Below are 24,913 nucleotides of genomic sequence, written 5' to 3'. Positions count from 1 at the left end.
ATGGAGAGCCGACTGCGGGTGCAGGGGCACCCCATCCAACCGATGCTGGTGACGTTCCCGTTCGGACTCTTCGTCAGCGCCGCGGTCTTCGATCTGGCCGACGTCGCCGGCGGCCCGGCCTTCCTCGGCGAGGTCGGCTACTGGACCGCCGTGGCCGCCCTGGTCGCCGCCGCGCTCACCGCGGTCGCCGGGATGGTCGACCTGTGGGACGTGCGCGCCGACCGCACCCGGCGCACCGCCGTCACGGTCAGTCTGGTCAACGCCGCGATGGCGGCGCTGTTTCTGCTCACCTGCCTGATCCGGGCCCACGCGCCGCAGCGGGGCGCGACCGGCGGACAGTTGGCCACCGAGCTGCTGGCGCTGGCCGTCGGGTCGGTCGGGGTGTGGCTGGGCGCCGGGCTGATGCGCCAGTTCGACCGCGGCCGGGCCGGCGAGCAGGGCGGGCTCGACGCGCTCGCCGAGCTCCCGGCGTCCACCGTGGAGATCATCCGGCCGCCGGCCCGAGCGGCCGGTCCCGTCCGGTAAACCCGTTGCCGCGTCCGGCGCCGCTACGACAGGCTCGGCGGGATGAGCGCGGATGGTGACTTCGAGGAGCTGATCGCCGAGGGTGCGGCGGTGCCGGTCGAGGGCTGGGACTTCTCCTGGCTGGCCGGGCGGGCCAGCGAGGAACGCCCGCCGTGGGGGTACGCCCGTCTGGTCGGCGCGCGGATGGCCACCGTCGACGCCGCGCTGGACATCGACACCGGCGGCGGTGAGGTGCTGGCCGAGGTGCCCGCCCCGCCTCCGCTGCTGGTCGCCACCGAGGCGTGGCCGCCGAACGTCGCGGTCGCCCGCCGTACGCTGCGCCGGGTCGGCGCCACCGTCGTCCAGGTGGCGGAGCGGCCGCCGCTGCCGTTCCGGGCCGGCTCCTTCGACCTGGTGGTCAGCCGGCACCCGGTGGACACCTGGTGGAGCGAGATCGCCCGGGTGCTGCGCCCCGGCGGCAGTTACCTCTCCCAGCAGATCGGCGCCGGCACCCAGCGGGAACTGAGCGAGGCGATCCTCGGGCCGCTCCCGCCGCCGGCTGCGCGCCACCCGGAGCAGGCGGTCGCAGCCGCCGAGGCCGCCGGGCTGACCGTGGTGGACCTGCGTACGGCCACCCTGCGGACGGTCTTCCACGACATCGCCGCGGTGGTGTATTTCCTGCGCAAGGTGATCTGGACGGTCCCCGGCTTCACGGTCGACCGCTACCGTCCGGAGCTGCGCCGCCTGCACGACCAGATCCGCGCCGAGGGCCCCTTCACCACCCACGCCCAACGCTTCCTCATCGAGGCCCACCACCCCTGACCACCCCCACCCCCCACCCCGGAGAGGCAGGCGTTGATCAAGGAGTTTGCGTCGAGGTCGATCTCCAACCAGACGCGAACTCCTTGATCAACGGGGCGGGACCCGCGAGCGGGACCGGGGCGGGGTGGGGGTGGGGTGGTTAGTGGGCGGTGGCGTGGTGGGCGGCCAGGACGTCGGCGCCGAAGTCGCTGGCCGGGCGGCGCAGCACGGTGTGTGCGTGGTTGCCGTCGTCGGTGGTGTTGTCGTACTCGATCAGCAGGTCGTCGCCCTGGATCCGGTAGTAGTGCCGCTGGCCCGGCCGGGTGGGGCCGGCCCAGGCGAAATGCAGCTCCCCACCGTCGAGCCGGCCGGCCTCGCGGGCCGCCAGCTCGGGCGGCAGCCGGTCCAGGTAGAGGGCGACGAGCTGGTCGAGCAGCGCCCGCCCGGTCGGGGTGAGCCGGTCCCGGGGCACGCCGAGCGGGTCGAGCCGGTCCGGCGCGGTGGGCCGGGTGGCGCTGATGATGTCGCCGGGCGCCTCGTCGGCGATGATCGCGGCGGCTCGGCCGGCTGGCCCGAGCGCGTCGAGCAGTTCGCGGGCCAGGTCCTCCTCGGGTCCGAGCGGGCGGGAGACCGGGCGGCCGGCGTACCGGACGGTGGCCGGGTTCGCGCCGAGGAAGAGCGGGGCGGGGGAGACCTGGTCGTCGACCACGGTCATCGTCACCGACAGGTGGTGGCCCTCGAACCGCCACCCCCACCGGTCGTCGCGGGCCGGGTCGCCGAAGACGGCCACCCAGTAGTCGCCGCTGTGCCGGCCGCGCCGCCAGCTCTCCGCCCGGTCGAGCACCTCCTCGAGGGCGACGACCGCCATGGCCTGGGCGTACGCGGGCGGGCTGAGCGCGGTGGCGAGCAGCCGGTGGGCGGCCTTGCGGGCGGTGACGTCCATGTCGGCGAGGCTGACCCCGGGCCGGGGCCGGGGCCGGTACTCCAGCCAGCGCCGTGCGGCCTCGTCGGCGAAGTCGTGCCGGGCCCGCTGTCGGGCCGGCTCGTCGAGCGCCGCCAGCCACGCGCCGGCCGCCGCGCGCATCTGCTCGGGCAGGGGATCCTCCACCGCCCTTGTATACCTGCCCGACCGGCCGTCGCGCCGGGAGCCCGGCGGGCCAGCTCGGACGGGGTGGGGCTTGCGTCGCGGGCGGGTCGAGGAACCGGGCGGCCGGAGGTGCTGCCGGGCCAGGGCCGGCGCCTGGTAGCTTGCCGAGCCGGCACGGGAGGGTACGGATGGACGATCGGGTGTACGTCGGCAACGCGGCGGTGGACGGGGCGACCGACGCGGGCTGGCTGCTCGGCCACTTCAAGCCGCTCGGGGACGTGCGGCACAGCACCGAGGTCGAGGTGAAGTGGGGCGTGCACCCGGCCGGGGAGACGCGCTCGGCGTGGGCGACGGGGGAGCGGCGCACCGCCCTCCTGGTGCTGATCAGCGGGGCGTTCCGGATCGAGCTGCGGGACCGGACGGTGCTGCTGCGCGAGCCGGGAGACTACGTGGTCTGGGGCCGCGGCGTGGACCACTCCTGGTACGCCGAGCGGGAGTCGGTGGTGCTCACCGTCCGCTGGCCGTCGGTGCCCGGCTACCGGGTGGACCCGCCGGTCCGGCGCTGACCGCCCGGATCCGTGCGGGCCGTCCCAGCATCCGGTATTGCCTACTAAACCTATAGGGTTTACCTCCTATAGTGAGGTGGTCCGCGCCGCTCCGTACCCGTGAGGACGAACCACCGATGACCCGCACCGATCCGCCCGACCTGCCCGCCGTCGCCGCCCGTTGGGCCGACCCGACGCGCTGGCCGGTGCCGTTGCGCTTCGACCCGGCGCAGCGGTGGTACGCGCGCCTGGCCGCCGAGGCCACGCACGAGGTGTGGGCGCTGAGCTGGCTGCCCGGGCAGGGCACCGACCTGCACGACCACGGCGGCTCCGAAGGCGCCTTCCTGGTGGTCGCCGGCACCCTCACCGAGGAGACCGTCAGCGGCGGCCGGCTCCGCCCGCACCGGCTCGCCGCCGGCGCGGGCCGGCGCTTCGGAGCCCGCCACGTGCACCTCGTCACCAACCGCGGGGACCGGCCGGCGGTCAGCGTGCACGTCTACCGGCCCGCGCTGCAACGGATGACCCGCTACCGCCTCGTCGCCGGCCAACTCCTGGTCGCCGAGGTGGCCGAGGCGGGGGTGGCCTGGTGACGCCGCCGCCCGCCGCACCCGTGCCCCCGACCCACGCCGCCCGGAAGGACCCGACGATGCCCCAGCGCCCCACCCGTACCGAGAGCTGTCCGGTCCCGCCACCCGGCTCGCGGGGTATCGACGAGATCCTCGCCGCCGCCCGTCGCCGGCTGCGCCGCCTCGATCCCGAGCAGGCCCACCTCGCGTACCGGGCGGGGGCGGTGCTGGTCGACATCCGCCCGGCCGGCCAGCGCGCCGCGCACGGCACGGTGCCCGGCGCCCTCGCCGTGGAGCGCAACGTGCTCGAGTGGCGCTTCGACCCGCGCTGCCCGTCCCGGCTGCCCGAGGCCGTCGACTACGACGTGCCGGTGGTGATCCTGTGCCAGGAGGGCTACACGTCCTCGCTGGCCGCCGCCGCGCTCCAGGACCTCGGCCTACACCGGGCCACCGACGTGGTCGGCGGGTTCGCCGCCTGGCGCATCGCCGGGCTGCCCACCCTCGGCCCCACCCCGCCGCTCCGACCCTCGTCCGCCGCGCCCCCGGTCACCACCGGCCGGGCGCCCCGCTGACCGCCACGCCGCACCCGGCGTGGCGGGCGCGACCGCCACTCAGGAGGCTCCATGTCCGTCGTCGCCATCTCCCCGCGCCCGCACCGGTCCGGCCGCCCCGACCGGGCCGCGCCGCCGAGGCCCCGCACGACGCCCACTGTGACCATCACCCTCGACCTGGGCGCCGCCGTGCTGACACCCGGCCTGGCCCGCCTGGTCGACCTGCTCGACGAACTCGCCGCGTCCGGCGCGGGAGTGGTCCCGACCGACGAGCACCAGGCCGTCCGCGCCGTGCCCGACCTGCGGCGCGACGCCGAGCCAGCCGCTCCGGCCGCGGCGGAGAAGCCCCACCCGGTACGCATCCTGGCCGGCACCCGGGTGGTCCGCCGGGGCGGCGTGCAGATCCCGCTGACCCGGATCGAGTACGAGCTGCTGCTCTTCCTCGCCGAGCATCCCCGGCGGGTGTTCACCCGGCTCCAACTGCTCGCCAACGTGTGGGGGTACGAACACGCGGTGGCCCGTACCGTGGACGTCCACGTACGCCGGCTGCGGGCCAAGCTCGGCGTCGACACGCCGGTGGTGACCACCGTGTACGGCGTCGGCTACCGGCTCGCCGACGAGGCCCGGATCGTGGTGGACCGCGACCGCTGAGGGCGGGGCGGCGACGGCGCGGCGTACCGGGCGGCCCGGTGCGCCGCGCTCACATTTTCGGTGCTGCCGCCGACGGCGACCCATTCAGGTGAACCGGTCAACCGGGTGGGGACCCCCCGTAACGGGTCATCTCGTCGCTCTGCTGTAATCAACGGACTCGTACGCAGAGCGAGCATCCGGCTCCGATGTGTTCGTCAATTGTCACAGTCATGCAACGTAGCCGCCCCTTGACCCGCGCACAGGCGCCCGGAAGCATCGATGAAGCGGTGTCCCGGGCCGTGGGGAAGCACTCGGACCAGCCAAGGAGGACCATGTCGGTCAGCCCCGCCTCGCCGCGCGCCGGATGGCATACGTCCCAACCCGCGGTCCCCGGTCGTCCTCCCGGCGGCCAGCGTCGTCCCGCCAACACCACCACCCCGGTGCTCACGGTCACCCTCAACATCCCGCTGGCCGGCGAGGAGTCGCTGAGCCCGGCTGCCCGGCGGCTGCTGGAAGCCGCCCGCGAGCTGCTGGAACGCGGCGACGCCGTGATCACCAGCGGCGGCGGGCCGGCGGAACGCCGGGTCGACGTGCCGGTCGGCCGATCGCCGAGCCGCCCGCTCGCGCCGGCCATCCCGAGCCTGCACATCCTGGCCGCGTCCCGGTCGGTGCTGCGCGACGGCGAGCCGCTGCCGCTTACCCGGCTGGAGTTCGACCTGCTGCTGCACCTCGTCGCCCACCCCCGCCGGGTGTTCACCCGGCTGCAACTGCTCAACGCGGTCTGGGGGTACGAGCACGCCGGCGTCCGCACCGTCGACGTGCACGTCCGCCGGCTGCGCGGCAAGGTCGGGGTGGACGTCCCCCTGGTCACCACCGTCTACGGCGTCGGCTACCGGCTCGCCGACGACGCCCGGGTCACCATCGACCGCACCGGCTGACCCGCCCGACCAACCCGCCGCGACCGGACGGAGCCCCGCACCGTTCGATCCGACGGAGACCGGGGGCTGACCGCCCGGTCGAACCCCGGCGAACGGCAGGATGGTCGGATGCGGATCCGCCCGATCACGCCAGAGCGTCTCGTCACCGAGCTGACCGACCGGCTCACCGGCGCCGCCGTACCCGGCCGGCTGCGGGTGGCCGTCGACGGCCCGCCGGCCGCCGACCCGGACGCGCTCGCCGGAGCGCTGGTCGACCCGCTGCGCGCGGCCGGGCGGCCGGTGCTGCACGTGCGCGCCGCGGACTTCCTCCGGCCCGCCTCGCTACGCCTGGAACACGGCCGGACCGACCCCGACGCGTACTACGAGGGCTGGCTCGACGAGGCGGGGTTGCGCCGCGAGGTGCTCGACCCGGCCGGTCCCGACGGCTCCGGCCGGGTGCTCCCGTCCCTCTGGGACGCGGCCACCGACCGGGCCAGCCGGGCCGCGTACGTCGAGTTGCCGGCCGGCGCGGTGGTGCTGGTCAGCGGGTCGCTGCTGCTCGGCGGCGGGCTGCCCTTCGACGTCACCGTGCACGTGGAGCTCTCGCCGGCCGCGCTGGACCGGCGGACCGATCCCGAGCTGCGCTGGACCCTGCCCGCCTTCGCCCGGTACGCCGACGAGGTCGCCCCGGCCTCCTTCGCCGACGTGGTGGTCCGCGCCGACGATCCGCGCCACCCGGCCCTGGTCGAGGCCGGCTGACCGGCGGTGCCGAGCCGGGCAGCCGGGCGGCATGCGGACGGCCCCGCCGGATTTGGGACGGCCGGGGACGGACCGGGCGGCGCAACAGCGCACGAATGCGATGGAAGACCGCGGAAATCCCCGGTTTGATCCTCGGAGGCGGCGGGTAATCGCCCGGCTCACAGAGCACGGGTGAGATCGCTCGTGCACCCCATCGATCCGTCCGGGGCGCTCGCCGCCCCGGACCGGTATGAGGCCCCGAGGAAAGGCAGGCAGCCATGCTCGTCCACGACACGACAGCCACGGGCCGTTCGCAGGCGGAGGTCGACCAGATCCGGCAGTCCCTGCGGTCGCGGTACGACGAGCTGACTGCGGAGTACGAGCAGGCCGTGCTGCAGAGCCAGGTGCTGCGCCTGGTCGAGGTCGGCGACACGGCCGGCGACGACCAGGCCGACAGCGGCACCAAGACCGCCGAGCGGGACACCGCACAGTCCCTGCTGCGCAGCATCCTGGACCGGCGCGCCCAGTTCGAGCACGCCCTCAGCCGGCTCGAGGAGGGCACCTACGGCTTCTGCGAGGGCTGCTCGGCCCCGATCCCGGTGGAGCGGCTGGAGATCTTCCCGTCCGCCACCTCCTGCGTGTCCTGCAAGCAGACCCGGGAGCGGCGGGCGGCCTGAGCGCCACCCGGGTTGCCGGTCGGTCCCCGACGCGGTGGACTCGCCCCATGGGTGAGATCAAGGTGGGCACCGCCTCGTGGACCGACCGGACCCTGCTCGACTCCGGCTGGTACCCGCAGACCGCGGACACCCCGGAGAAGCGACTGGCGTACTACGCCCGGCAGTTCCCGCTGGTCGAGGTGGACGCCACCTACTACTCGCCGCCGGCTGAGCGGACGGCGCAGCTGTGGGTCGACCGCACCCCGCCCGGCTTCACCTTCAACATCAAGGCGTTCAGCCTGCTCACCGGGCACCCGACCCGGGTCGGGGCGCTCTACAAGGACCTGCGCCCGGACACCGAGAAGAAGAACCTCTACCCGGACGACCTGCCGCCGCAGGCGTACGAGGAGGTGTGGACCCGGTTCCTGTCCGCGCTCGACCCGCTGGTCGCGGCGGACCGGCTCGGCGTGGTGCTGTTCCAGTTCCCGCCCTGGTTCACCATCAAGCGGGACAACAAGCAGTACCTCCTCGAGGTGGCGAAGCGGTGCGCCCCGCTACGACCGGCCGTGGAGTTCCGGCACGCCTCCTGGTTCGACGGTGACAACCGGGAGGAGACCCTCGGCTTCCTGCGCAAGCACCAGCTTCCGTACGTCTGCGTCGACATGCCGCAGGGGCACCGGTCGTCCGTACCGCCGGTGCTGGCCGCCACCGCGGACCTCGCGATGGTCCGCTTCCACGGCCACAGCGAGCGGTGGACCAGCAAGGACATCCACGAGAAGTTCGGCTACGACTACTCCGACCGGGAGCTGCGCGACTGGGCGCCCCGGCTGCGCGAGCTGGCCGGCGAGGCCGCGCAGACCCACGTGCTCATGAACAACTGCTACCGGGACTACGCCCAACGCAACGGCCAGCGGTTGCAGGCCCTGCTCGGCGTCGACTGACGGCCCGGGTTTCACCCGACCGGGGTGAGGCCGGCTCACCCTCTCCCCGGACAGTCTGGGCGGTGTGTGCGGTCCGTACGCGGCCGCGAGGCCGACAGGAGGTGGGCCATGACGGTGCGGGTGGTATCGGATCGACGCCGTGGCGGGGTGCTGCACGTGGTCGGGAAGTCCGCCGGCCCCCGGCGCGGCGAGCGGCCCGGTCGGTTCAGTCCGACCCGGCAGTGGCGGGGGCCCAGCGGGCCGCCGCGACGCACCGACGACCGACGGTGGGAAACCGACCTACGGGGGTGGGCAGATGGCTGAGCAGCTGAGTACCGCGATTGAGTCCTCCATCCAGAAGACCAACCTGATCCTCAAGGACATCGAGCAGGCCTACGGCTGGCCGAAGTCGCAACGCAACCAGTCCTACTGCGCGCTGCGTACCGTGCTGCACCTGCTGCGCGACCGGATGCCGGTGCAGGAGAGCGTGGAGTTCGCGGCGCAGTTGCCGGTGCTGGTACGGGGGATCTACTTCGACGGCTGGCAGCCGATGGACGTGCCGGTGAAGCTGAACCGGGACGACTTCCTGTTCGAGGTGCGGCAACGCTTCCCGTACGACGTCGAGGGCGGCACCGAACGCGTGGTCCAGGTGGTGCTCGACGCACTGAGCCGGCACATCACCCCGGGCCAGTGGGAGGACGTGAAGGACAACATGCCCAAGGACCTGGTGCAGAACTTTCCCTGACCGACCGTCCCGACCGGCCCGCCCCACCACCGGTGGAGCGGGCCGTTCGCGTCAGCCGGCGAGGTCGCCCGGCGCCGGCACGCGGCTCACCGGCCGGCCCGCCCGACCAGCCAGACCGGCGAAGGCCACCGCGTCGACGATCGCCGCGCCGCCGGGGTCGTTGTTGAAGTAGACGTACGCCGGTTCCGCGGCGTCGAACGTCCCGGCCAACCGGCGTACCCAGGAGGCGAGCGCGTCCCGGCCGTAGCGCGGCCAGGGCCGGGCCCGCCCCTCGTGCAGCCGCAGGTAGCCGAAGTCGGCGGTGCGCCACAGCGGGGTCACCGGGCGGCCGAGCCGGTCCGCCCAGACCAGCGCGGCGCGGCGGCGCTCCAGTGCCTGTCGCGTGTCGTCCGTCCACCAGGAAGGGTGCCGCAGCTCCACCGCCACCCGCACCTCGGGCGGGAAGAGGCGCAGCGTGGCGTCCAGCGCCTCCGGGTCGGCCCGCAGGTTCGGTGGGAGTTGCACCAGCACCGGTCCGAGCCGGTCACCCAGCCCGGTGGCCCGGCCGAGGAAGCGGGCCACCGGTTCGGCCGGCTCCCGCAGCCGCTTGATGTGGGTCAGGTAGCGGCTCATCTTCACCGCCACGCAGAAGTCGTCCGGGGTCCGGTCCCGCCAGGCGACGAAGGTGTCCCGCTCGGGCAGCCGGTAGAAGGCGTTGTTGACCTCCACGGTGGCGAACCGCGCCGCGAAGTGTTCCAGCCACAGCCGCTGCGGCAGCTTCGCCGGGTAGAAGCGTTCCCGCCAGTCCCGGTACTGCCAACCGGAGGTGCCGACCAGGATCATCGCCGCGGCCTAGGCGAGGTCGAGGCGGAAGACCTCGAAGGCGGCGCCGTGCCGGACGCCCAGGCGGGTGCCGGCCGGGCGGGCCAACCCCTCGAGGAACTCCTCCGCGTCGAACTCCAGGTCGTCGGGGTGGGCCACCACGGCGAGCGCCCGCTGCCAGTCCTCGGCCAGCGGCGTCAACGGCTCCGGCTGTCCCACGGCCACCTCCTCTCCGGCCTTCCCTCCGCCATCCTGGCACCGACCGGGCCGGCCCGCCGTCCACGCCCGGGCCCCCGGGTCCGGGTGACGCTCGGCGGGGCCCGGCGAACCGTCCGTGTCGCCGAGCCCCGGCGTCTACGGTGTGGTTAGAGGAGATCGCGCGTGGGGTACCACCCGCTCCACGACGAACCCCCCGACCGACGGCGGGGCGGCACACCCGAGGGAGCACCCATGGCACTCAACGACGACGACATGCAGACCACCGGTGGCGGCGGGGCCGAGGGCCCGGCCGACGGTGGCGCGACCCCGGGCCAGCGGGACGGTGGCGCCGATGGCGGTGCGGACCGTGGCGCGGAGCGCGGGGCCGACCGCGGCGCCGACAAGGGCGCCGAAGGTCCGGCCGACGGTGGGGCGACCCCGGGCAAGCAGGACGGCGGCGCGGACGGCGGCGCGGAGGGTCCGGCCGACGGTGGCGCGACCCCCGGCCAGCGCGACGGCGGCGCCGACGGCAGCGCCTGACCGATCGCCATGACGCACCTCGACGCGTCCGACAGATCCAGCTCGGCGCGTCTGACGCCGCGCCACGACCGGGAACCGTCGCCGGGCGGCGACGGCCGCCCGGCGGTTCCGCCTTCCGCCGCCGAGTCCCTCGCCCGATGTATCACGGTCGAGCCGGCCAAGTTCGCCGCCGACCACTGGGGACGCAGCCCGCTGCTGTCCCGGGCCGCCGAGCTGCCCAACCCGCGCGGCTTCACCGACCTGTTCAGCCCGGCCGACGCCGACGAACTGCTCAGCCGGCGCGGCCTGCGTACCCCGTTCCTGCGGATCGCCAAGAACGGCGAGCTGGTGCCGGCGGCGCGCTACACCGGTGGCGGCGGCGCGGGCGCCGAGATCGGCGACCAGGTCCTCGACGAGCAGGTCCTCCAGCTGTACGCCGACGGCGCGACCCTGGTCCTGCAGGGCCTGCACCGGACCTGGCCGGCGCTGGGCGACTTCGCCCGCGAGCTGGGCACCGCGCTGGCCCAGCCGGTGCAGGTGAACGCCTACCTGACCCCGGCCGGCAGTCAGGGCTTCGCCACCCACTACGACACGCACGACGTCTTCGTGCTGCAGGTCGACGGCCGCAAGCACTGGCGGATCCACCCGCCGGTGCTGCCCGACCCGCTCGAGCGCCAGCCCTGGGGCGGGCGGGCCGACGAGGTGGCCGCGACCGCCGAGGGGCCGGCCGCCCTGGACGTGGTGCTCGCCCCCGGCGACGCGCTCTACCTGCCCCGGGGCTGGCTGCACAGCGCTCAGGCGCAGGAGCGCAGCTCGCTGCACCTGACCGTGGGCATCCGGGCGCTGACCCGGTACGCCCTGGTCGAGGAGCTGCTGGCGCTCGCCGCCGACGATCCCCGGCTGCGCGCCGGGCTGCCCTTCGGCGTCGACGTGGCCGACCCGGACGCGCTGGAGCCGGAGCTGACCGAGACCGTGGAGGCGCTGCGCGACTGGCTGCTGCGGGCCGACCCGGCCGCGGTGGCCGGCCGGCTGCGGGCACGGGCCTGGCCAGCCGCCCGCCCGGCGCCGATGCGGCCTCTGGCCCAGGCCGCCGCGCTGACCGCGCTGGACCCGGACAGCCGGGTCGCGGTCCGGGGCGGCCTGCGCTGGCGGCTCGACCCGAGCGGGGACGGCCGGATCGCGCTGCGCCTGTTCGACCGCGCCATCACCCTGCCCGGCAGCTGCGAGCCGGCGCTGCGCGCCCTGCTCACCGGCGAGGTCACCCGGGTCGGCGACCTGCCCGGCCTCGACACCGACGCCGACCGCCTCGTCCTGGCCCGCCGCCTCCTCAAGGAAGCCGTCCTCACCCCCGCCTGACCGCCCTCCCGCCGGCCCTGCGTTGACCATGAAGTTGTTGTCATCCCGCGCGGTGTGTCGTGGCAACAACTTCATGATCAATTGGCGGTCACGGTCGGAGTGGCTGGCGGCACCGCCGGTTGCGGGGCGGGCGTGTCGGAGAGGGCGATGCGGCGGTGCAGCCGGCGCAGTGGCGCCGGTGCCCACCAGTTCACCCGGCCGGTCAGCCGCAGGAAGGCCGGGACCAGCGCGCCACGGATGAGGGTCGCGTCGACGATGATCGCCAGCGCCATGCCGATGCCGAGTTGCTGGAGGAAGACGACGCGGCCGGTGGCGTAGGTGACGAAGGAGACGGCGAGGATGGTGGCCGCGGCGGTCACCAGCGGGGCACTGCGACCGATGCCGAGGACCACGGAGCGGAGCGGGTCGCCGGTCCGGTCGTACTCCTCCTTTATCCGGGAGAGCAGGAACACCTCGTAGTCCATGGAGAGGCCGTACGCGACGCAGAACATCAGGATGGGGATGCTCGGCTCGATCGAACCGGTCGGCGTGAAGCCGAGCAGGCCGGCGAGGTTGCCGTCCTGGAAGACGAAGACCAGCGCCCCGAACATCACCGAAAGGCTCAGCAGGTTGAGCGCGGACGCCTTCAACGGCGCGACGACGCTGCCGGTCATCAGGAACAGGACGACGAACGTGACGGCGACGATCAGGGCGGCGATCAGCGGCAGTCGGTCCGTCACCCCGTCGCGATAGTCGGTGAGCTCGGCCGGGTAGCCGCCGACCAGGACCTCGAAGGGCGCTGGAGCGTCCCGCACCGCGCGGACCAGGCCGACCGCGTCGGCCTCCAGCCGGTCCGACGACGGCACGATGGACAGCCAGGTGCCGTTGCCCGTGGGGCGGGTCGCCGGCGGCGGACCGACGGCTACGCCGTCGACGTACGATCCCACCGCGGAGTCGACCCGCAGCGCGCCGTCCAGCCGGGACAGTCTGGCGGCGTACCGCCCGGCGGCCGCCGGGTCGGTCGTCCGCGAGACCACCTGGATTGCGTCGGCCTCTTCGGCGACGAAGCCGGCCCGGATCTCGTCGTACATCTGGCGGACCGGTGCGGTGGCGGGCAGAACCCGGTCGTCCGGGATGCCGAAGCGTACGCCGAGGAACGGCGAGCCGAGCGCGAGGACGGCCGCCAGCGCGATCCCGCCGAGCAGCAGCGGCCGCCGCATCACCAGGCCGGACATGCGATACCAGAAGCCGTCGGGCTCCGCGGCGGTCGCGCCCTGCCGGTCGGCTCGGCCGGGGCGAGCCAGCACGCGCCGGCCGAGCAGGGCCAGCGCTGCCGGCAGGACGACGGTCGCCCCGACCACCGCGGAGAGCACCACCGCGATGCCGGCGTACGCGAAGGAGTTGAGGAACGGGAACGGGAAGGCGAACAGCACGGCCAGTGAGGCGGCGACGGTGACACCGCTGAACAGCACCGTGCGACCGGCGCTGCCCAAGGTCCGACGGACCGCCACGGCGACGATCGCGGAGGAGTCGAGTTCCTCCCGGAACCGGAAGATGACGAAGAGCCCGTAGTCCACCCCGAGTCCGATCCCCATGACCAGGACGATGTTCGACGCGAAGGTGGAGATCTCGGTGACGGCGGTGGCTGCGCGGAGCAGGGCCAGCGAGCCGAGCACGGCGAACAGGCCGACCCCGAGGGTCACCAGCGCCGGGGTGAACCGCCGGTACACCCACCAGAGCAGCAGCAACACCATCGGCAGGATCACCAGTTCGGCGCGGATGAAGTCGGCGCGCGCCTGCTGCATCACGGTGCGGAACACCTCGTCGCCGCCACCGACCTGGACGGTGATGGTGTCGTCCTGGCGGGTGAAGGTATCGGCGAGCCCGGGCAGCAGGTTACGGCGAACCTCGTTGGCGTCGCCCGGCGCCCAGGCCAGCACCATGGCCTGGCGGCCGTCCTCGCTGCGCAGGGTGTCCGGGTTGTCGCGGGTCCAGTACGACCACGCGTCGCCCACCCCCGGGTAGCCGGCCAGTTCCCGGGTCAGCGCCTGCCCGGCGGCCACCACCTGCGCCGTGTCCACCGTCCCCTGGCGCGCTGTCACCAACAGCGCGACGTTGGGGCTACCGGTGTGGAAGGCACCGGCGAGGAGGTCCCGCGCCCGCATGGACTCCGACCCTGGGGCCTCGAAGCGGTTCAGGGAGAGAGCGTTGAGGGTCCCCGCCGCGATCGCCGCGGCTACGACCGTGGCGACGGCGGTCGCCAGGACGATCCACCACCGTCGACGTACCACGAAACCAGCCAGCATCAGACCTCCTGCTACGCTCGCTTTTGCGAGTGATCAGTCGCATTTTGTGGCAAGAATACGAGCGACCGCTCGTATTAGCAATGCCGGCTGAAGGAGGAGAGAGAGTGCCAGAGGAACCGACCGGGGTGGCACAGGTGCCGACGCGGCGCCGGCAGGCCCGGGGGGAACGCCGGATGGCCGAGATCCTCGACGCGGCAGCGGCGGTGTTCGCCGAGGTGGGATACGAGAACACCACCACCAACGCGATCGCTGCCCGCGCCGCCGTCTCACCCGGGTCGCTGTACCAGTTCTTCGCCAACAAGGAAGCGGTCGCCGCCGCGCTGGCCGACCGGTTCGTGGCGCAGATGCGGGCGGCGCACGCCGCAGCCTTCGACGCGACCGACTTCGCGGCCATCGACCTCGATCAGCTGCTCGACCGGATCGTCGACCCGATCGTGGCGTTCAACATCGCCAACCCCGGGTTCAAGGCGCTCTTCGCCCGCCCGGACATGCCGGCGGGCCTCGCGGACGCCGCCCAGTCGATCCAGTCGGCCCTGCTCGGCCGGGTCGAGGCGATCGTCGCCGACCGGGCGCCCGGCGTGCCGCAGGTCGAACGAACCCGTGTCGCCCGGGTCGCCATCCAGGTCTTCCAGGCAATGATCCCGCTGGTGACCGCCACCACGGGAGGCGAGCGCGCCGCAAACGTACGCGAGCTGAAGAAGGTTCTCCGCGGCTACCTCGCACCGGTCATCGGATGACCCTCCGTACCGCCCCCGTTGGCCCTCAGCGGGGGGCGAGGGCGAGCAGGAGGACGGTGGTCACCAGGCCGGCGGCGGCCACCAGGGTGATGGCACGCGGGGTCAGCACGGCATGCCGGCGGTCGGCCAGCAGCCGGGCCGGGGCCAGCCCCACCAGCGGCCCGAGCAGCGTGACCACCAGCGCCAGCACCGGCAGGCCGACCGCCAGGTCCCCGCTGGAGCCGTCGCCCAGCGCCCGCGCGCCCATCCCCAGCGCGTACGCGACCAGCGCGCCCCCGATCCCGCAGCCCACCAGCAGCGGGTTAGCCGAGCCGGGCAGCTCGCCTGCCTGGCGGGTGCGGTCCAGCACCTCGCGTACCCCGTGCAGCAGCGGCACCGGATCGCCGGTCGCATCCCGGGCCGGCCCGGGCAGCTCGCCCAGTCGCCGCCCGCCGCTGCCCATCCGGGCGCGCAGCTGCCCCCACAGGTGGGCGGCCTCGGCATCGACCCGCTCCACCAACTCCCGCGCCTGCGCCACCTCCGCCTCGGCCCGGCGGACCTGCTCGGTGGCCTCCGCCACCGCCCGGTCGGCGGTGGCGCACTGCTGCGCGTACCAGGTGTGCGCCTCGGCGCGCTGGGCGGCCACCCGGGCGGTCAGCTCGGCGAGCCGACGGATCTGGGCGGCGTACGTCTCACTGGCGACCGGTTCGTTCATCGGGAAGGACCATAGGGGATGATCACCTGGCCGGTGCGGTGCACCGCCCGGTCGAAGTACAGGCCCCGCCACGGGCGCGGGTACCAGTCCGGCCCGCCGGTGCCCGGGTAGAGCGAGGAGCCCAGCTCCGCGCCCTGCACGTCGAGCGCCACCCAGGCCCCGATCTGGTCGGTACGCGCCGCCGGGCCGCCCAGGTCGGCCCGCATCCGGGCCACCCCGCGCCACCAGGCCAGCACGTGCGTACGCCGCTCCGGGCCGTCGTGCAGGATCCGGCGCAGCTGCTCCAGCCCGGTCCGCCGGCCAGCCTTGCCGGCGAGCTGTCCGGCGGCCGCGTCGACCGCGTAGAGCAGCAGATAGTGCGGGCTGTTCGGGGTGCCCGGGGCGCCGAGCGAGTCGCCCACCTCGGCCATCAGCTCGGGGACGGTCTCCTCGTCGTACCAGGCGGCGTCGTCGGCGAGGTCCTCGTAGAGGGCGCGGGCGGCCGGGTCGGCGTCCGGGTCGAGGCAGGCGATGGAGAACCGGGCCGTGCCGGGGCGGTGCTGCCGGGCCAGCGAGCGGGCGGCGGCGTCCAGCACGGCGCACGCCTCGTCCACCCGGGTGCCGAGCACGGCCAGGTTGCGCCCGGGGGCCCGGGGCAGCCGCAGCGCCGCCGAGCGGGCCTGCACGTCGATGATCTCCCCGAGCAGCGCGACCGGGCTGCGCGGCACCCCCTGCTCCGGGGCGGTCAGCGCCCGGAAGTCCGGCGCCTCGGCCAGCTTCGGGATCGCGTCGCCGTCGAAGAGCCGGGCCGGGGAAGCGTCCTGCGGGCGCATCCGCCACAGCCGGTGCTGCAGTTCGCTCCACGTCTCCCAGTCGCCGGCCGACGGGATACGGGCCACCTGGTTCCCCTCGGCCAGCCCCGACTCGGCGTTCACCACCGCGTGGTGCCGGGGCAGCGACTGCGCCGCGTCGTTGCGCTCGGCCAGGATGCGCAGCGCCTTCGGCAGCGCGATCCGCAGGGTGAACTGGGCGACCAGGGCGGGTCGCCCCCACAGCGCCTCGATGCCCCGGACGTCCTGCGAGGCGAGCACCAGGTGGATGCCCTGTGACCGCCCGCGCCGGGCCAGGTCCTCCAGCAGGTCGGCGGCTTCCCGCGCGACCACGTCCCGGCCGGCCAGCAGCGCCTGGAATTCGTCCACCACGGCGACGATCCGGGGCCAGTGCCCGGTCGGGTCCACGGCGCGCAGCTCGGCCAGCTTGGTGACCTCGTGCTTCTTCGCCGCGTCCGCCCGGCGGCGCAGCTCCTCGGCGAGGAAGCGCAGCAGCGCCAGGCCGAACTCCCGGTCGGTGTTCACGTTGATCCCGACCAGCCGCATGTGCGGCAGCCAGCTCGGGTCCCGTCGGCCCTGGGCGAACCGCGCGAACGACACCCCCTCCTTGAAGTCGAGCAGATAGAACTCCAGCTCGGCGGGGGAGTAGCGGGCGGCGAGCGCGCCGATCCAGGCGAAGATCAGGTTGGTCTTCCCGGTGCCGGAGGGGCCGCCGATCAGCGCGTGCGGCGGGTAGTCGCCGAGGGTGAGCTGCACCGGCCGGCCGTGCGGGCCCTCGCCGATCGGCGCGGTCAGGCCGTGCGCCGAGTCCGCCCGCCAGTAGTCCTCGGTCGGGGGCAGCAGGTCGGTGAAGGGCGCCGGCGGCGGTCCGGCGTTGACCCGGGAGGCAGTCTCCCGGCACGTCTCGGTGACCAGCCCGGGCGGGGGCGGGGGGTCGAGCGCCACCGGCAGCCCGCCGATCCGGGCGTCGTCCGGCTCCACCACGACCCGGGTGACCGTGGGGTCGTCGGGCAGCTCGATGCCGCGGACCACCAGGTGCACCCCGCAGGCCGCCCCGGTCCGCACCACCCGGTCGAGCTGGCCGCGCTCGTGCCGGGACAGCTCGTCGCCGCCGAGCAGCACCGCCACCCGCCACGGCTCCGGCCGGCGGCCGGTGGTCGCGGCCAGCTCGCGCAGCGACGCGTACTCCCCGGCCAGCACGGTCTCGTTGATCCGGCGGATCTGCTCCACCAGGTCGTCCAGCAGCCGGCCCAGCCCGCCGGGGCCGACGAAGGTGAGCAGGCCGGCGGTGCCAAGCGGGGCGAACCCGGCGAGCCCGCCGCCCAGGTGCTCCGGGTCGTACCCGACGAGCCGGACGCTGCCCGGGTCGGCGCGCCCCAGCGAGCGCAGCAGCAGGGCCGGCACCACCGCGGCGATGCCCTCCCGGTCGCTGCCGGCGAGGTGCACGTGACCGGCGTCCAGTAGCGGCACCAGCGCCGGCAGCGGCTCCGCGCCGGGGATGCGCACCGTGCCGACGCGTACCGCGCCGGGGGTCTCTGTGCGGTCGGCGGGGGTGGGTCGCCACCGGTCCCACGGGGCGGACGCCGCGCCCGGCGCCTCCCGCTCGGCCGCGGCGGCGGCCCGCCGGGCCAGCTCGGCGATCCGCGCGGTGTGCCGGGCGTCTATCTCGGCGAGCCGGTGGTCGCGGGCGGCGCCCACCCGCTCCGGTACGTCCGCCGCGGCGCGCCGCACCCGGACCAGCCGGTCCCGGCGGGCGGCCAGGTCGGCGTCGGCGGCGGCCAGCCGGTGCCGGGTGGCCCCGAGTGCCTCGGAGAGCAGCCCCCGGACCCGCGACACCACCTGGGCGCGGACGTCAGCCATGCGTACCCCGTCCGGGTTCCCGCTCGTCGGCGTCGTTGGGCAGGTCGCGGCCGAGCCGGTCCAGCAGCACCCCGGTGACCACCCCGGCGGTGACCGCCGGATCCGCGGCGTGCGGTTGTTCCTGCTCGCCGGAACGGCGGGGCGGGGGCATCCGGCAGACCCGGGTCAGCAGGGTGTCCAGCACCGGCGGCGGCAGCCCGGGCAGCAGGTCGCGGACCCGCCCGTCCAGCTCCCGGCGCAGCCGGGCCAGGTCGTCGGCGCGGGGCGGGTGGCCGAGCAGTTCGCCGGCCAGCTCGCGCAGCAGTGGCGGGGCGATCGCGGCCAGCCCCAGCCCGACGTCGGCGTGTGCCTGGCGCAGCTCCGCGTGCAGCCGGGCCCGGTCGCCGGAGCGGACCCCGGTCACCACCCGGCGCAGCAGCTCGCGGGAGTCGCCGACCCGCGCGTCCGGCTCGTCCGGGGCGCCCTCCCGGCCGCCGGTCAGCTCCGCCACCCGCACCGACCACCAGCGCCGCATCGCTGGCTGCTCGCCCTGCTCGGCCGCTGCGTCCGGGGCCGCCGGCGGCGTCTCACCCCGGGGCGCGTCGTGCTTCGGCCGGCGCTGCTCGCCGGTCGGGGCGGGCGCGCCGTCGGCGGCCAGCCCGATCGCGGCCAGGTACGCGGACAGCTGCTCCTGGGCCACCCGCAGCGCGTACCCGGCGGTCTCGGCGTGCTCGGTCGCGGCGGACAGCTCCGGCACCCCCAGCGGGTTCGCCGATTCCTGCCGCACCCAGCGCAGCCGCTCGGTGGCCTGGCCGAACTTCTCCAGCGCCACGGCGAGCTGGGCCAGCGGCAGCTCCTCGGCGGCGGCGCGCACCTGCCCGCCGACGTCCTCGATGATGGACACGTTCCGCCCCCTACAGGGTGGCGACGTAGAGCTGCGCCTGCTCGACCGCGACGAGGGTGGCGGCGAGGCACTCCTCCAGCTCCTGGCTGGCCTGGGTCAGCGACGCCTGGGCCGCCTCCACCGTCTCGTGGCCGCTGCCCTCCAGCGCGCCGGCAAGGGTCTGCTGCGCCTCGGCCAGCTTCTCGCCGGCCGCCTGCACGGCTGTCTGCCCGTCACCTATCTGCTGGAGGGCGACATCGATGGCTGCCTTCAGCTCGGCGACGCTCGCCACGGGGGACCTCCTGGGGGCAAGGGAGATCTCCATTACAACCCATCCCGCCGGATGGGCGAACATCCGCCCTCGCGGTGTTCCTGCCCGGCTGTCCGATCAATCCCCTGACGTGCGCGGAAGCCCTTTCGCCCGGACGGCCCCGGTCCCGCCGGCGAACCGCCTGGTCCCGTGCACGAGTCACCCCGCCGGGCGTACCCCGGTCACCGCACGGGCCCGCGGCGCTGGACGTCCGGAGGCAGCCAGCGTGGCCCGTGCACCTCGGCGCCCAGCGCACCCACCCGGGCCCGCAGCTCCCGGTCGGCGGTGACCACCACCCGGCGTCGGTCCGGCGCCGCGGCGACCAGCTCGACCATGGTGTCGTCGCCGGACCCGGGTGCGGCGACCACGGCCACCCCCGGCGCGGCCGGCACGTCCCGCGCCGCGCCCTCCACCACCAGCACCACGTCCACCGGTGGCGGCAGCTCCGGTGGTACGCCCCGGTCGGCCAGCGGCGCGAGCGCGTCGCGCAGCCGCGCCGCCGCCCCGGCCCGGTCCCGCCACCAGCCGTCCGGCCGCGAGCCCACCACGTTCGCGCCGTCGACGATCAGCAGCGCCCTGTCCGCCATGCCCCCAGCCTGCCATCCGGAGGCGTTTGTCGCGCCGACCGCCGGGTAGCCACCGCCGACCGTGCCGCGCCAGTCGCCCGGCGGGGCGCGCCGCGTCTGAGGAGCGGAGGACAGAGATGATGGGACCCGGTGACTTCGGCTCCGACCCGTGGGACGAGTTCCTGGCCCGGTACTTCGGTCGCGGCGAGGGGGGACGCCGGCCGGCACACCGGGTCGACATCACCCGGCTGATGACCGCCGACGCGCGGGAGATGCTGGCCGACGCGGCCCGGCGCGCGGCGCAGAAGCACAGCAACGACCTGGACACCGACCATCTGCTCTGGGCGGCGCTGCAGCGGGAGCCGCTACGCGATCTGGTACGCCGCGCCGGCGCCGACCCGGACGCTCTGGTCAACGCACTCGGCGGGCGCGGTGACGGGGCGCCGCGCGGCGAGGTGCCGCCCAACCTGTCGCTCACCCCGGCGGCCAAGCGGGCGTTGCTCGACGCCCACCAGCTCTCCCGGGCGATGGGTGCCAACTACATCGGCCCCGAACACATCCTGATGGCCCTGCCGTTGAACCCGGAGTCCCCGGCCGGCCGGATGCTGGCCGCGGGCCGGATCCAGCCGGAGTCGCTGCAGGCGGCCAGCGCGGAACGCGGCGGCGCCCCCCGTCCGGACCGCGGCACCCCCACCCTCGACCAGTACGGGCAGGACCTCACCGAGCTGGCCCGCAACGACCAGATCGACCCGGTCATCGGCCGGGCCGACGAGATCGAGCAGGCCGTGGAGATCCTGTCCCGGCGGACCAAGAACAACCCGGTGCTGATCGGCGAGGCCGGCGTCGGCAAGACCGCGATCGTGGAGGGGCTGGCCGAGCGGATCTGCGACGGCGACGTGCCGCAGACCCTGATCGGCAAGCGGGTGATCCAGCTCGACCTCGCCGGCCTGGTGGCCGGCACCCGTTACCGGGGCGACTTCGAGGAACGGCTGAAGAAGGTGATCGACGAGATCCGGGCCCACAAGGACGAGCTGATCATCTTCCTGGACGAGATCCACACCCTGGTCGGCGCGGGTGGCGCCGGCAGCGAGGGCGGCATGGACGCCTCGAACATGCTCAAGCCCGCCCTCGCCCGTGGCGAGCTGCGGGTGATCGGCGCGACCACGCTGGACGAGTTCCGGCGCAGCATCGAGAAGGACGCCGCGCTGGCCCGCCGGTTTCAGCCGGTCTTCGTGCCCGAGCCGAGCGTCGAGGACACCGTCACCATCCTGCGCGGCCTGCGTGACCGCTACGAGGCGCACCACCAGGTCCGCTTCACCGACGAGGCGCTGGTCGCCGCCGCTGAGCTCTCCGACCGCTACGTCACCGACCGCTACCTGCCGGACAAGGCGATCGACCTGATCGACCAGGCCGGCGCGCGGGTGCGGCTGCGTACCCGTACCCCCGCCGAGGACGTGCGCGAGCTGGAGCGGCAGCTCGACGAGGTGCGCCGCAACAAGGAGCAGGCGGTCGCCGACGAGCAGTACGAGCGGGCCTCCCAGTTGCGCGACCGGGTGTCCGAGCTGGAGGAACAGGTCCGCCGGGCGAAAGGCGACGGGGAGAGCCCCGAAGTGCCGACGGTCGGGCCGACGGAGATCGCCGAGGTGGTCTCCCGAGCCACCGGCATCCCGATCAACCAGCTCACCGAGGAGGAACGCGACCGGCTGCTGCGGCTCGAGGGGTACCTGCACGAGAAGGTCGTCGGGCAGGACGACGCGGTCAGCGCGGTGGCCGAGGCGGTGCGCCGCTCGCGTGCCGGGCTGGCGGACCCGGACCGGCCGATGGGCAGCTTCCTCTTCCTCGGCCCGACCGGCGTCGGCAAGACCGAACTCGCCCGGGCCCTGGCCGAGGCGCTCTTCGGCGAGGCGGACCGGATGGTCCGGGTGGACATGAGCGAGTTCCAGGAGCGGCACACGGTCAGCCGGCTGGTCGGCGCCCCGCCCGGCTATGTCGGCTACGAGGAGGCCGGCCAGCTCACCGAGGCGGTGCGCCGCCGCCCGTACGCGGTGGTGCTGCTCGACGAGATCGAGAAGGCGCACCCGGATGTGTTCAACATCCTGCTCCAGGTGCTGGACGACGGCCGGCTCACCGACAGCCAGGGCCGCACGGTGAACTTCAAGAACACCGTCCTGATCATGACCAGCAACCTCGGGTCGGAGATGATCACCGGTACCCAGCGCACGGTGGGCTTCGGCGTCGGCGAGCCCGGCCGGGAGCAGGAGGCCAGCGAGCTGCGGGAGCGGCTGATGCGCCGGCTGCAGGAGAACTTCCGGCCCGAGTTCCTCAACCGGATCGACGAGGTGATCATCTTCCAGCGGCTGGAGGCCGAGCAGCTGCGGCAGATCACCGAGCTGATGCTGGAGGAGACCAAGCGCCGGCTGCACGCCCAGGACATCCAGGTCGAGGTCACCGCGGCCGGCATCGACTGGCTGGCCGAGCACGGCTACCAGCCGGAGTTCGGGGCCCGCCCGCTGCGCCGGGTGATCCAGCGGGAGGTCGACAACCGGCTCTCCCGGATGCTGCTGGAGCACCAGGTCTCGCCCGGCCAGAAGGTCGTCGTCGACGCGCGGGACGGGCAGCTGTCCATCGAGGTCGGCAGCGGGGACCGCGACTACGTCGCCGCCAGCACCTCGCACCCTCGATGAACCGGAAACGGGACGAGATGACCGAGCCGGAGGAGAGCCGGGAGGAAACCGAGCGGCGCGAACCGATCGTGAGCCCGCCGACGGCGAACCCGTCGCGGGTCAAGGTGCCGCCGGAGGGTGTGAAGAAGCAGACCGACGAGGGCGACCGGACGCCGTCCGGGCCGCCGCCGGAAGAGGAGGCGTGATGGTACGCGAACAGCGCGTGGATCCCGAGGTCGACGTGCTCTGGGACGACTTCCACGCCCTGGTGAACGTCCCCTCCGAGCAGTTGCGCCAGTGGCTGCTGACCCGTGGCTCGGGGGAGGAGTCGTTCGGCCCCGCCCCGAACATGGACCTGCCCGAGCCGGGCCGGCACATCCTGCGGGTGCTGAGCAAGCGCAAGGTGGACCTCACCCGGGAGGACATCGAGGTGATGCAGGCGGCGGTCGACCGCATCCAGGACCTCATCGACGCCCGGCCGAGCGGCGGCAACGCCGACAACGAGTGGCGGTACTCGCTGCTCGACCTCGGGCACGACGTTCTGGTCGAACGCTGACCGGACCGGCCGACGGCACCCGGGGGAGTCCCGGGTGCCGTGCCGTGCGTTAGTCGGACGATTCCATGCTGGGTAGCTCCAAGCCGGCCGCGTCGGCGGCGGCCTGCCGCTCCGCGCGGGCCCGTTCCTCCCGGCTGAGCAGGTTGGCGTACTCGGTGATGTCCGCCGGGTCGGGCACCTCCGGCAGCCGGCGCAGGAACGCCTCCAGGTCGGTGGAGGCGGCGGTGTGCGCGGCGGCCGCCTGGCGCAGCAACTCCCGCTGGTCGGCGGCAGGGTACAGATCAGTCATGGCGCCCTGATACCCGCGCTCAGGCGGTTCGCACCCCGCCGGCCGCCGCCACCTGCGCACCGAAGTCGGGTCGACCCAGCAACCAGGCCAGGTAGTCCGGGTGCGGGGCCAGCGCGTCGGTGTACGCCGCCACGGCCGTCTCGAGCACCGTCTCGGCGACCCGGGCGGTCGGCGCGTCCGGGTGCCAGCCCAGCAGCAGCCGCCAGCGCAGCGGCGTACCGGCCAGCCGGCGGGTCACCAGGCCGGCGACGGGCCGGAAGGTGGCCTGGCAGAGGCCCACCGCCTCGCCGGCGTCGACCAGGTCCAGGCAGCCGCGCACGTCCGCCTCGTACAGCTTGCGGGGGGTGAAGCCGGCGCGGGCGCAGGCGGCGGCGAAGCAGTCGCCGAAGCAGCCCTCCCCGGGCGCCGCGACCCACTGCTCGTGCCGCAGGTCGACCAGGCGCACCTCGTCCCGGCCGGCCATCCGATGGGTCTGCGGCAGCAGCACGAAGATCGGGTCGACGGCGACCTCCCGCCAGCTCAGCCCGAACTCCGCCGACGGGGCGGCGTCCCCGCACACCCCGGTCAGCGCGAAGTCGAGCCGGCCGCCGGCGACCAGTTGGGCCAGCTCGTCCACCGACCAGGACGCGTACGTGCTGATCTGCACGTCGGGCCGCTCGGCGGCGAGCCGGTGCACCAGCCGGCCGAGGATCGGGCTGTTCACCCCGCCGAACCGGTACCGGGTCAGCGGGTCGGCCGCCCCGGCCAGCCGGGCCGCCTCGTCCTGCAGGCCCTTCATCGCCGGCAGCAGCACCCGGGCCCGGTCCAGCACCAGTTCGCCCAGCGCGGTGGGGCGGGCGCCGCGGCGGTCCCGGTCGAACAGCGGTCCGCCGAGGGCCCGCTCGATGCGCTGGAGCTGGGCGGTCAGCGCCGGCTGGGCCAGGCCGAGCATCGAGGCGGCCTTGGTGACGCTTCCCGTCTCCGCGATCGCGCAGACCACCCGCAGATGTCGCAGCTCCAGATTCATACGGTGACGGTAGGACCACGAACGGGGATGCGGAAGGGCCCGTCCGCCATCGGTGTACGCCGATCAGTCGGCCGTCCGTCGCCGCGGCGGCCGGAATCGGCTCAGTGCTTCCCCGGCCGTTCCAGATCGGACAGCTGGGTACGCCGGCCGGTCACCGCGTCGCGGACCTTGTCCAACACCCCCACCGCCGGCTCGACGAGCTTGTTCCACGGCGGGGTGGCCGGGGTGCCCGGGTGCGGCCGGGTCGGCGCCGCCTCCTCGGCGATCTCCCACCGGTTGCCCAGCCGGATCAGCTCGGCGTCGGTGGCCACCTCGCGCAGCGGCGCCACCAGCGCGGCGACCCGGTCGACGTGCCGGCGTACCCGGTCGGCCACCTCGGCCAGCGCCGGGTCGTCCGGCCCGGACAGTTCCCGCAGGGCGGTGAGCAGCCCGGCGTCCGCCTCGATCTCCCGGTCCACCAGTTCGGCGCCGGCCGGCACGGCGGCCCGGGCGGCGGGGAAGAGGTACTGCTCCTCGGCGGACAGGTGCCGGGACACCACGGCGGTGAGCACGTCGAGCACCTCGCGCCGACGCTCGGCGGGCAGGTCCGGGTCGGTGACCTGCCCGGCCAGGCCGAGCAGCGCGGTGTGCTCCCGCGCCACGAGGTCGATCAGGCTCCGGCCACCCGGCCGGTACACGTCGTCAGCGGCGGGCGGCAGCGGCGGCAGGGGGACGGTCATGGTGCACTCCTCGACTGATGGCC

Annotated in this window: 29 protein-coding genes; 17 read left to right on the top strand and 12 right to left on the bottom strand. The window is 74.6% G+C overall.

Features of this window, described 5'->3' with window-relative positions:
* Both ACGF4F_RS14055 and ACGF4F_RS14050 read left to right on the top strand, forming a co-directional pair.
* On the top strand, window positions 1–525 hold the full coding sequence (locus ACGF4F_RS14055; protein WP_357442356.1) for a DUF2231 domain-containing protein: 525 nt from the start codon (window positions 1–3) through the stop codon (window positions 523–525).
* A gap of 42 nt (window positions 526–567) precedes the next feature.
* Entirely contained in the window at window positions 568–1,326 is a 759-nt protein-coding gene (locus ACGF4F_RS14050; RefSeq protein ID WP_357442358.1) for a class I SAM-dependent methyltransferase, read from the top strand.
* A 139-nt stretch (window positions 1,327–1,465) separates the two neighbouring features.
* On the opposite strand, the gene ACGF4F_RS14045 is transcribed toward ACGF4F_RS14050, so the two are convergent.
* Entirely contained in the window at window positions 1,466–2,413 is a 948-nt protein-coding gene (locus ACGF4F_RS14045) for a DUF3500 domain-containing protein (protein WP_357442360.1), read from the bottom strand.
* 167 nt (window positions 2,414–2,580) lie between these two features.
* Here ACGF4F_RS14045 and ACGF4F_RS14040 point away from each other — a divergent pair, with 167 nt between their 5' ends.
* The 9 genes from ACGF4F_RS14040 (at window position 2,581) to ACGF4F_RS14000 (ending at window position 8,660) form a co-directional block, all read left to right on the top strand.
* Window positions 2,581–2,958 carry a signal peptidase I gene (locus ACGF4F_RS14040; RefSeq protein ID WP_393077532.1) on the top strand — a complete coding sequence of 126 codons (378 nt, stop codon included), beginning with the start codon at window positions 2,581–2,583 and terminating at the stop codon, window positions 2,956–2,958.
* 116 nt (window positions 2,959–3,074) lie between these two features.
* Window positions 3,075–3,527: a cysteine dioxygenase family protein gene (locus tag ACGF4F_RS14035; RefSeq protein ID WP_357442364.1), complete on the top strand. Its 453-nt coding sequence runs from the start codon at window positions 3,075–3,077 to the stop codon at window positions 3,525–3,527.
* A 56-nt stretch (window positions 3,528–3,583) separates the two neighbouring features.
* Window positions 3,584–4,075 carry a rhodanese-like domain-containing protein gene (locus ACGF4F_RS14030; protein ID WP_357442366.1) on the top strand — a complete coding sequence of 164 codons (492 nt, stop codon included), beginning with the start codon at window positions 3,584–3,586 and terminating at the stop codon, window positions 4,073–4,075.
* Window positions 4,076–4,126: 51 nt separating this feature from the next.
* Window positions 4,127–4,705: a winged helix-turn-helix domain-containing protein gene (locus ACGF4F_RS14025; RefSeq protein ID WP_357442368.1), complete on the top strand. Its 579-nt coding sequence runs from the start codon at window positions 4,127–4,129 to the stop codon at window positions 4,703–4,705.
* Window positions 4,706–5,016: 311 nt separating this feature from the next.
* A complete protein-coding gene (locus ACGF4F_RS14020; RefSeq protein ID WP_357442370.1) occupies window positions 5,017–5,622 on the top strand; it encodes a winged helix-turn-helix domain-containing protein in 606 nt (201 codons plus the stop codon).
* Between the two features lie 108 nt (window positions 5,623–5,730).
* On the top strand, window positions 5,731–6,360 hold the full coding sequence (locus ACGF4F_RS14015; RefSeq protein ID WP_357442372.1) for a uridine kinase: 630 nt from the start codon (window positions 5,731–5,733) through the stop codon (window positions 6,358–6,360).
* A 257-nt stretch (window positions 6,361–6,617) separates the two neighbouring features.
* Window positions 6,618–7,016, top strand: coding sequence for a TraR/DksA C4-type zinc finger protein (locus ACGF4F_RS14010; RefSeq protein WP_357442374.1), 399 nt, complete (start codon window positions 6,618–6,620; stop codon window positions 7,014–7,016).
* A gap of 47 nt (window positions 7,017–7,063) precedes the next feature.
* Window positions 7,064–7,936, top strand: coding sequence for a DUF72 domain-containing protein (locus ACGF4F_RS14005; RefSeq protein WP_357442376.1), 873 nt, complete (start codon window positions 7,064–7,066; stop codon window positions 7,934–7,936).
* A 295-nt stretch (window positions 7,937–8,231) separates the two neighbouring features.
* Complete coding sequence (locus ACGF4F_RS14000) at window positions 8,232–8,660, top strand: DUF2267 domain-containing protein (protein WP_357442378.1); 429 nt, start codon at window positions 8,232–8,234, stop codon at window positions 8,658–8,660.
* Window positions 8,661–8,711: 51 nt separating this feature from the next.
* Here ACGF4F_RS14000 and ACGF4F_RS13995 read toward each other — a convergent pair whose 3' ends face one another.
* Complete coding sequence (locus ACGF4F_RS13995) at window positions 8,712–9,482, bottom strand: DUF72 domain-containing protein (RefSeq protein WP_393077526.1); 771 nt, start codon at window positions 9,480–9,482, stop codon at window positions 8,712–8,714.
* Window positions 9,483–9,491: 9 nt separating this feature from the next.
* Window positions 9,492–9,680 (bottom strand): hypothetical protein, encoded by a 189-nt coding sequence (locus tag ACGF4F_RS13990; RefSeq protein WP_357442382.1) that lies wholly within the window; start codon window positions 9,678–9,680, stop codon window positions 9,492–9,494.
* A gap of 231 nt (window positions 9,681–9,911) precedes the next feature.
* Here ACGF4F_RS13990 and ACGF4F_RS13985 point away from each other — a divergent pair, with 231 nt between their 5' ends.
* Both ACGF4F_RS13985 and ACGF4F_RS13980 read left to right on the top strand, forming a co-directional pair.
* Window positions 9,912–10,199: a hypothetical protein gene (locus tag ACGF4F_RS13985; RefSeq protein ID WP_357442384.1), complete on the top strand. Its 288-nt coding sequence runs from the start codon at window positions 9,912–9,914 to the stop codon at window positions 10,197–10,199.
* 9 nt (window positions 10,200–10,208) lie between these two features.
* Window positions 10,209–11,534: a JmjC domain-containing protein gene (locus ACGF4F_RS13980; protein ID WP_357442386.1), complete on the top strand. Its 1,326-nt coding sequence runs from the start codon at window positions 10,209–10,211 to the stop codon at window positions 11,532–11,534.
* A 77-nt stretch (window positions 11,535–11,611) separates the two neighbouring features.
* Here ACGF4F_RS13980 and ACGF4F_RS13975 read toward each other — a convergent pair whose 3' ends face one another.
* A complete protein-coding gene (locus ACGF4F_RS13975) occupies window positions 11,612–13,819 on the bottom strand; it encodes an MMPL family transporter (protein WP_357442388.1) in 2,208 nt (735 codons plus the stop codon).
* A gap of 104 nt (window positions 13,820–13,923) precedes the next feature.
* Between ACGF4F_RS13975 and ACGF4F_RS13970 the strand changes: the two genes are divergently transcribed.
* A complete protein-coding gene (locus tag ACGF4F_RS13970; protein ID WP_357442390.1) occupies window positions 13,924–14,556 on the top strand; it encodes a TetR/AcrR family transcriptional regulator in 633 nt (210 codons plus the stop codon).
* Between the two features lie 25 nt (window positions 14,557–14,581).
* Here the strand turns inward: ACGF4F_RS13970 and ACGF4F_RS13965 are convergent, their stop codons facing one another.
* From ACGF4F_RS13965 to ACGF4F_RS13945, 5 genes are all read right to left on the bottom strand, one after another.
* Window positions 14,582–15,250, bottom strand: coding sequence for a hypothetical protein (locus ACGF4F_RS13965; RefSeq protein ID WP_357442392.1), 669 nt, complete (start codon window positions 15,248–15,250; stop codon window positions 14,582–14,584).
* Complete coding sequence (locus ACGF4F_RS13960) at window positions 15,247–17,919, bottom strand: FtsK/SpoIIIE domain-containing protein (protein WP_393077521.1); 2,673 nt, start codon at window positions 17,917–17,919, stop codon at window positions 15,247–15,249. Before ACGF4F_RS13960 ends, ACGF4F_RS13965 begins: the two co-directional genes overlap by 4 nt.
* On the bottom strand, window positions 17,912–18,802 hold the full coding sequence (locus ACGF4F_RS13955) for a hypothetical protein (RefSeq protein WP_357442396.1): 891 nt from the start codon (window positions 18,800–18,802) through the stop codon (window positions 17,912–17,914). Before ACGF4F_RS13955 ends, ACGF4F_RS13960 begins: the two co-directional genes overlap by 8 nt.
* Before the next feature lie 10 nt (window positions 18,803–18,812).
* Window positions 18,813–19,073 (bottom strand): hypothetical protein, encoded by a 261-nt coding sequence (locus ACGF4F_RS13950; protein WP_030504016.1) that lies wholly within the window; start codon window positions 19,071–19,073, stop codon window positions 18,813–18,815.
* A 200-nt stretch (window positions 19,074–19,273) separates the two neighbouring features.
* The gene (locus ACGF4F_RS13945) at window positions 19,274–19,678 is read right to left on the bottom strand and encodes a hypothetical protein (RefSeq protein WP_357442398.1); all 405 of its coding nucleotides are present in this window, start codon (window positions 19,676–19,678) and stop codon (window positions 19,274–19,276) included.
* Window positions 19,679–19,794: 116 nt separating this feature from the next.
* On the opposite strand from ACGF4F_RS13945, the gene ACGF4F_RS13940 reads away from it, so the two are divergent.
* The 3 genes from ACGF4F_RS13940 to ACGF4F_RS13930 are packed head-to-tail and all read left to right on the top strand — an operon-like array spanning window position 19,795 to window position 22,876.
* The gene (locus ACGF4F_RS13940) at window positions 19,795–22,341 is read left to right on the top strand and encodes an ATP-dependent Clp protease ATP-binding subunit (RefSeq protein WP_393077516.1); all 2,547 of its coding nucleotides are present in this window, start codon (window positions 19,795–19,797) and stop codon (window positions 22,339–22,341) included.
* A complete protein-coding gene (locus tag ACGF4F_RS13935; RefSeq protein WP_357442568.1) occupies window positions 22,338–22,526 on the top strand; it encodes a hypothetical protein in 189 nt (62 codons plus the stop codon). Before ACGF4F_RS13940 ends, ACGF4F_RS13935 begins: the two co-directional genes overlap by 4 nt.
* The gene (locus ACGF4F_RS13930; protein WP_357442402.1) at window positions 22,526–22,876 is read left to right on the top strand and encodes a DUF3140 domain-containing protein; all 351 of its coding nucleotides are present in this window, start codon (window positions 22,526–22,528) and stop codon (window positions 22,874–22,876) included. The genes ACGF4F_RS13935 and ACGF4F_RS13930 overlap by 1 nt, the downstream gene beginning before the upstream one ends.
* A 49-nt stretch (window positions 22,877–22,925) precedes the next feature.
* Here the strand turns inward: ACGF4F_RS13930 and ACGF4F_RS13925 are convergent, their stop codons facing one another.
* The 3 genes from ACGF4F_RS13925 to ACGF4F_RS13915 form a co-directional block, all read right to left on the bottom strand.
* On the bottom strand, window positions 22,926–23,165 hold the full coding sequence (locus ACGF4F_RS13925; protein WP_357442404.1) for a hypothetical protein: 240 nt from the start codon (window positions 23,163–23,165) through the stop codon (window positions 22,926–22,928).
* A gap of 19 nt (window positions 23,166–23,184) precedes the next feature.
* Complete coding sequence (locus ACGF4F_RS13920; RefSeq protein ID WP_357442406.1) at window positions 23,185–24,171, bottom strand: LysR family transcriptional regulator; 987 nt, start codon at window positions 24,169–24,171, stop codon at window positions 23,185–23,187.
* 101 nt (window positions 24,172–24,272) lie between these two features.
* Entirely contained in the window at window positions 24,273–24,890 is a 618-nt protein-coding gene (locus tag ACGF4F_RS13915; RefSeq protein ID WP_357442408.1) for a hemerythrin domain-containing protein, read from the bottom strand.
* Window positions 24,891–24,913 lie beyond the last annotated feature (23 nt).

Source organism: Micromonospora sp. NPDC047740 (assembly GCF_043204735.1).
Taxonomy (GTDB): Bacteria; Actinomycetota; Actinomycetes; order Mycobacteriales; family Micromonosporaceae; genus Micromonospora.
Note: the sequence above shows the minus strand (reverse complement) of the source record. Positions and strands in the feature narration are given on the sequence as shown.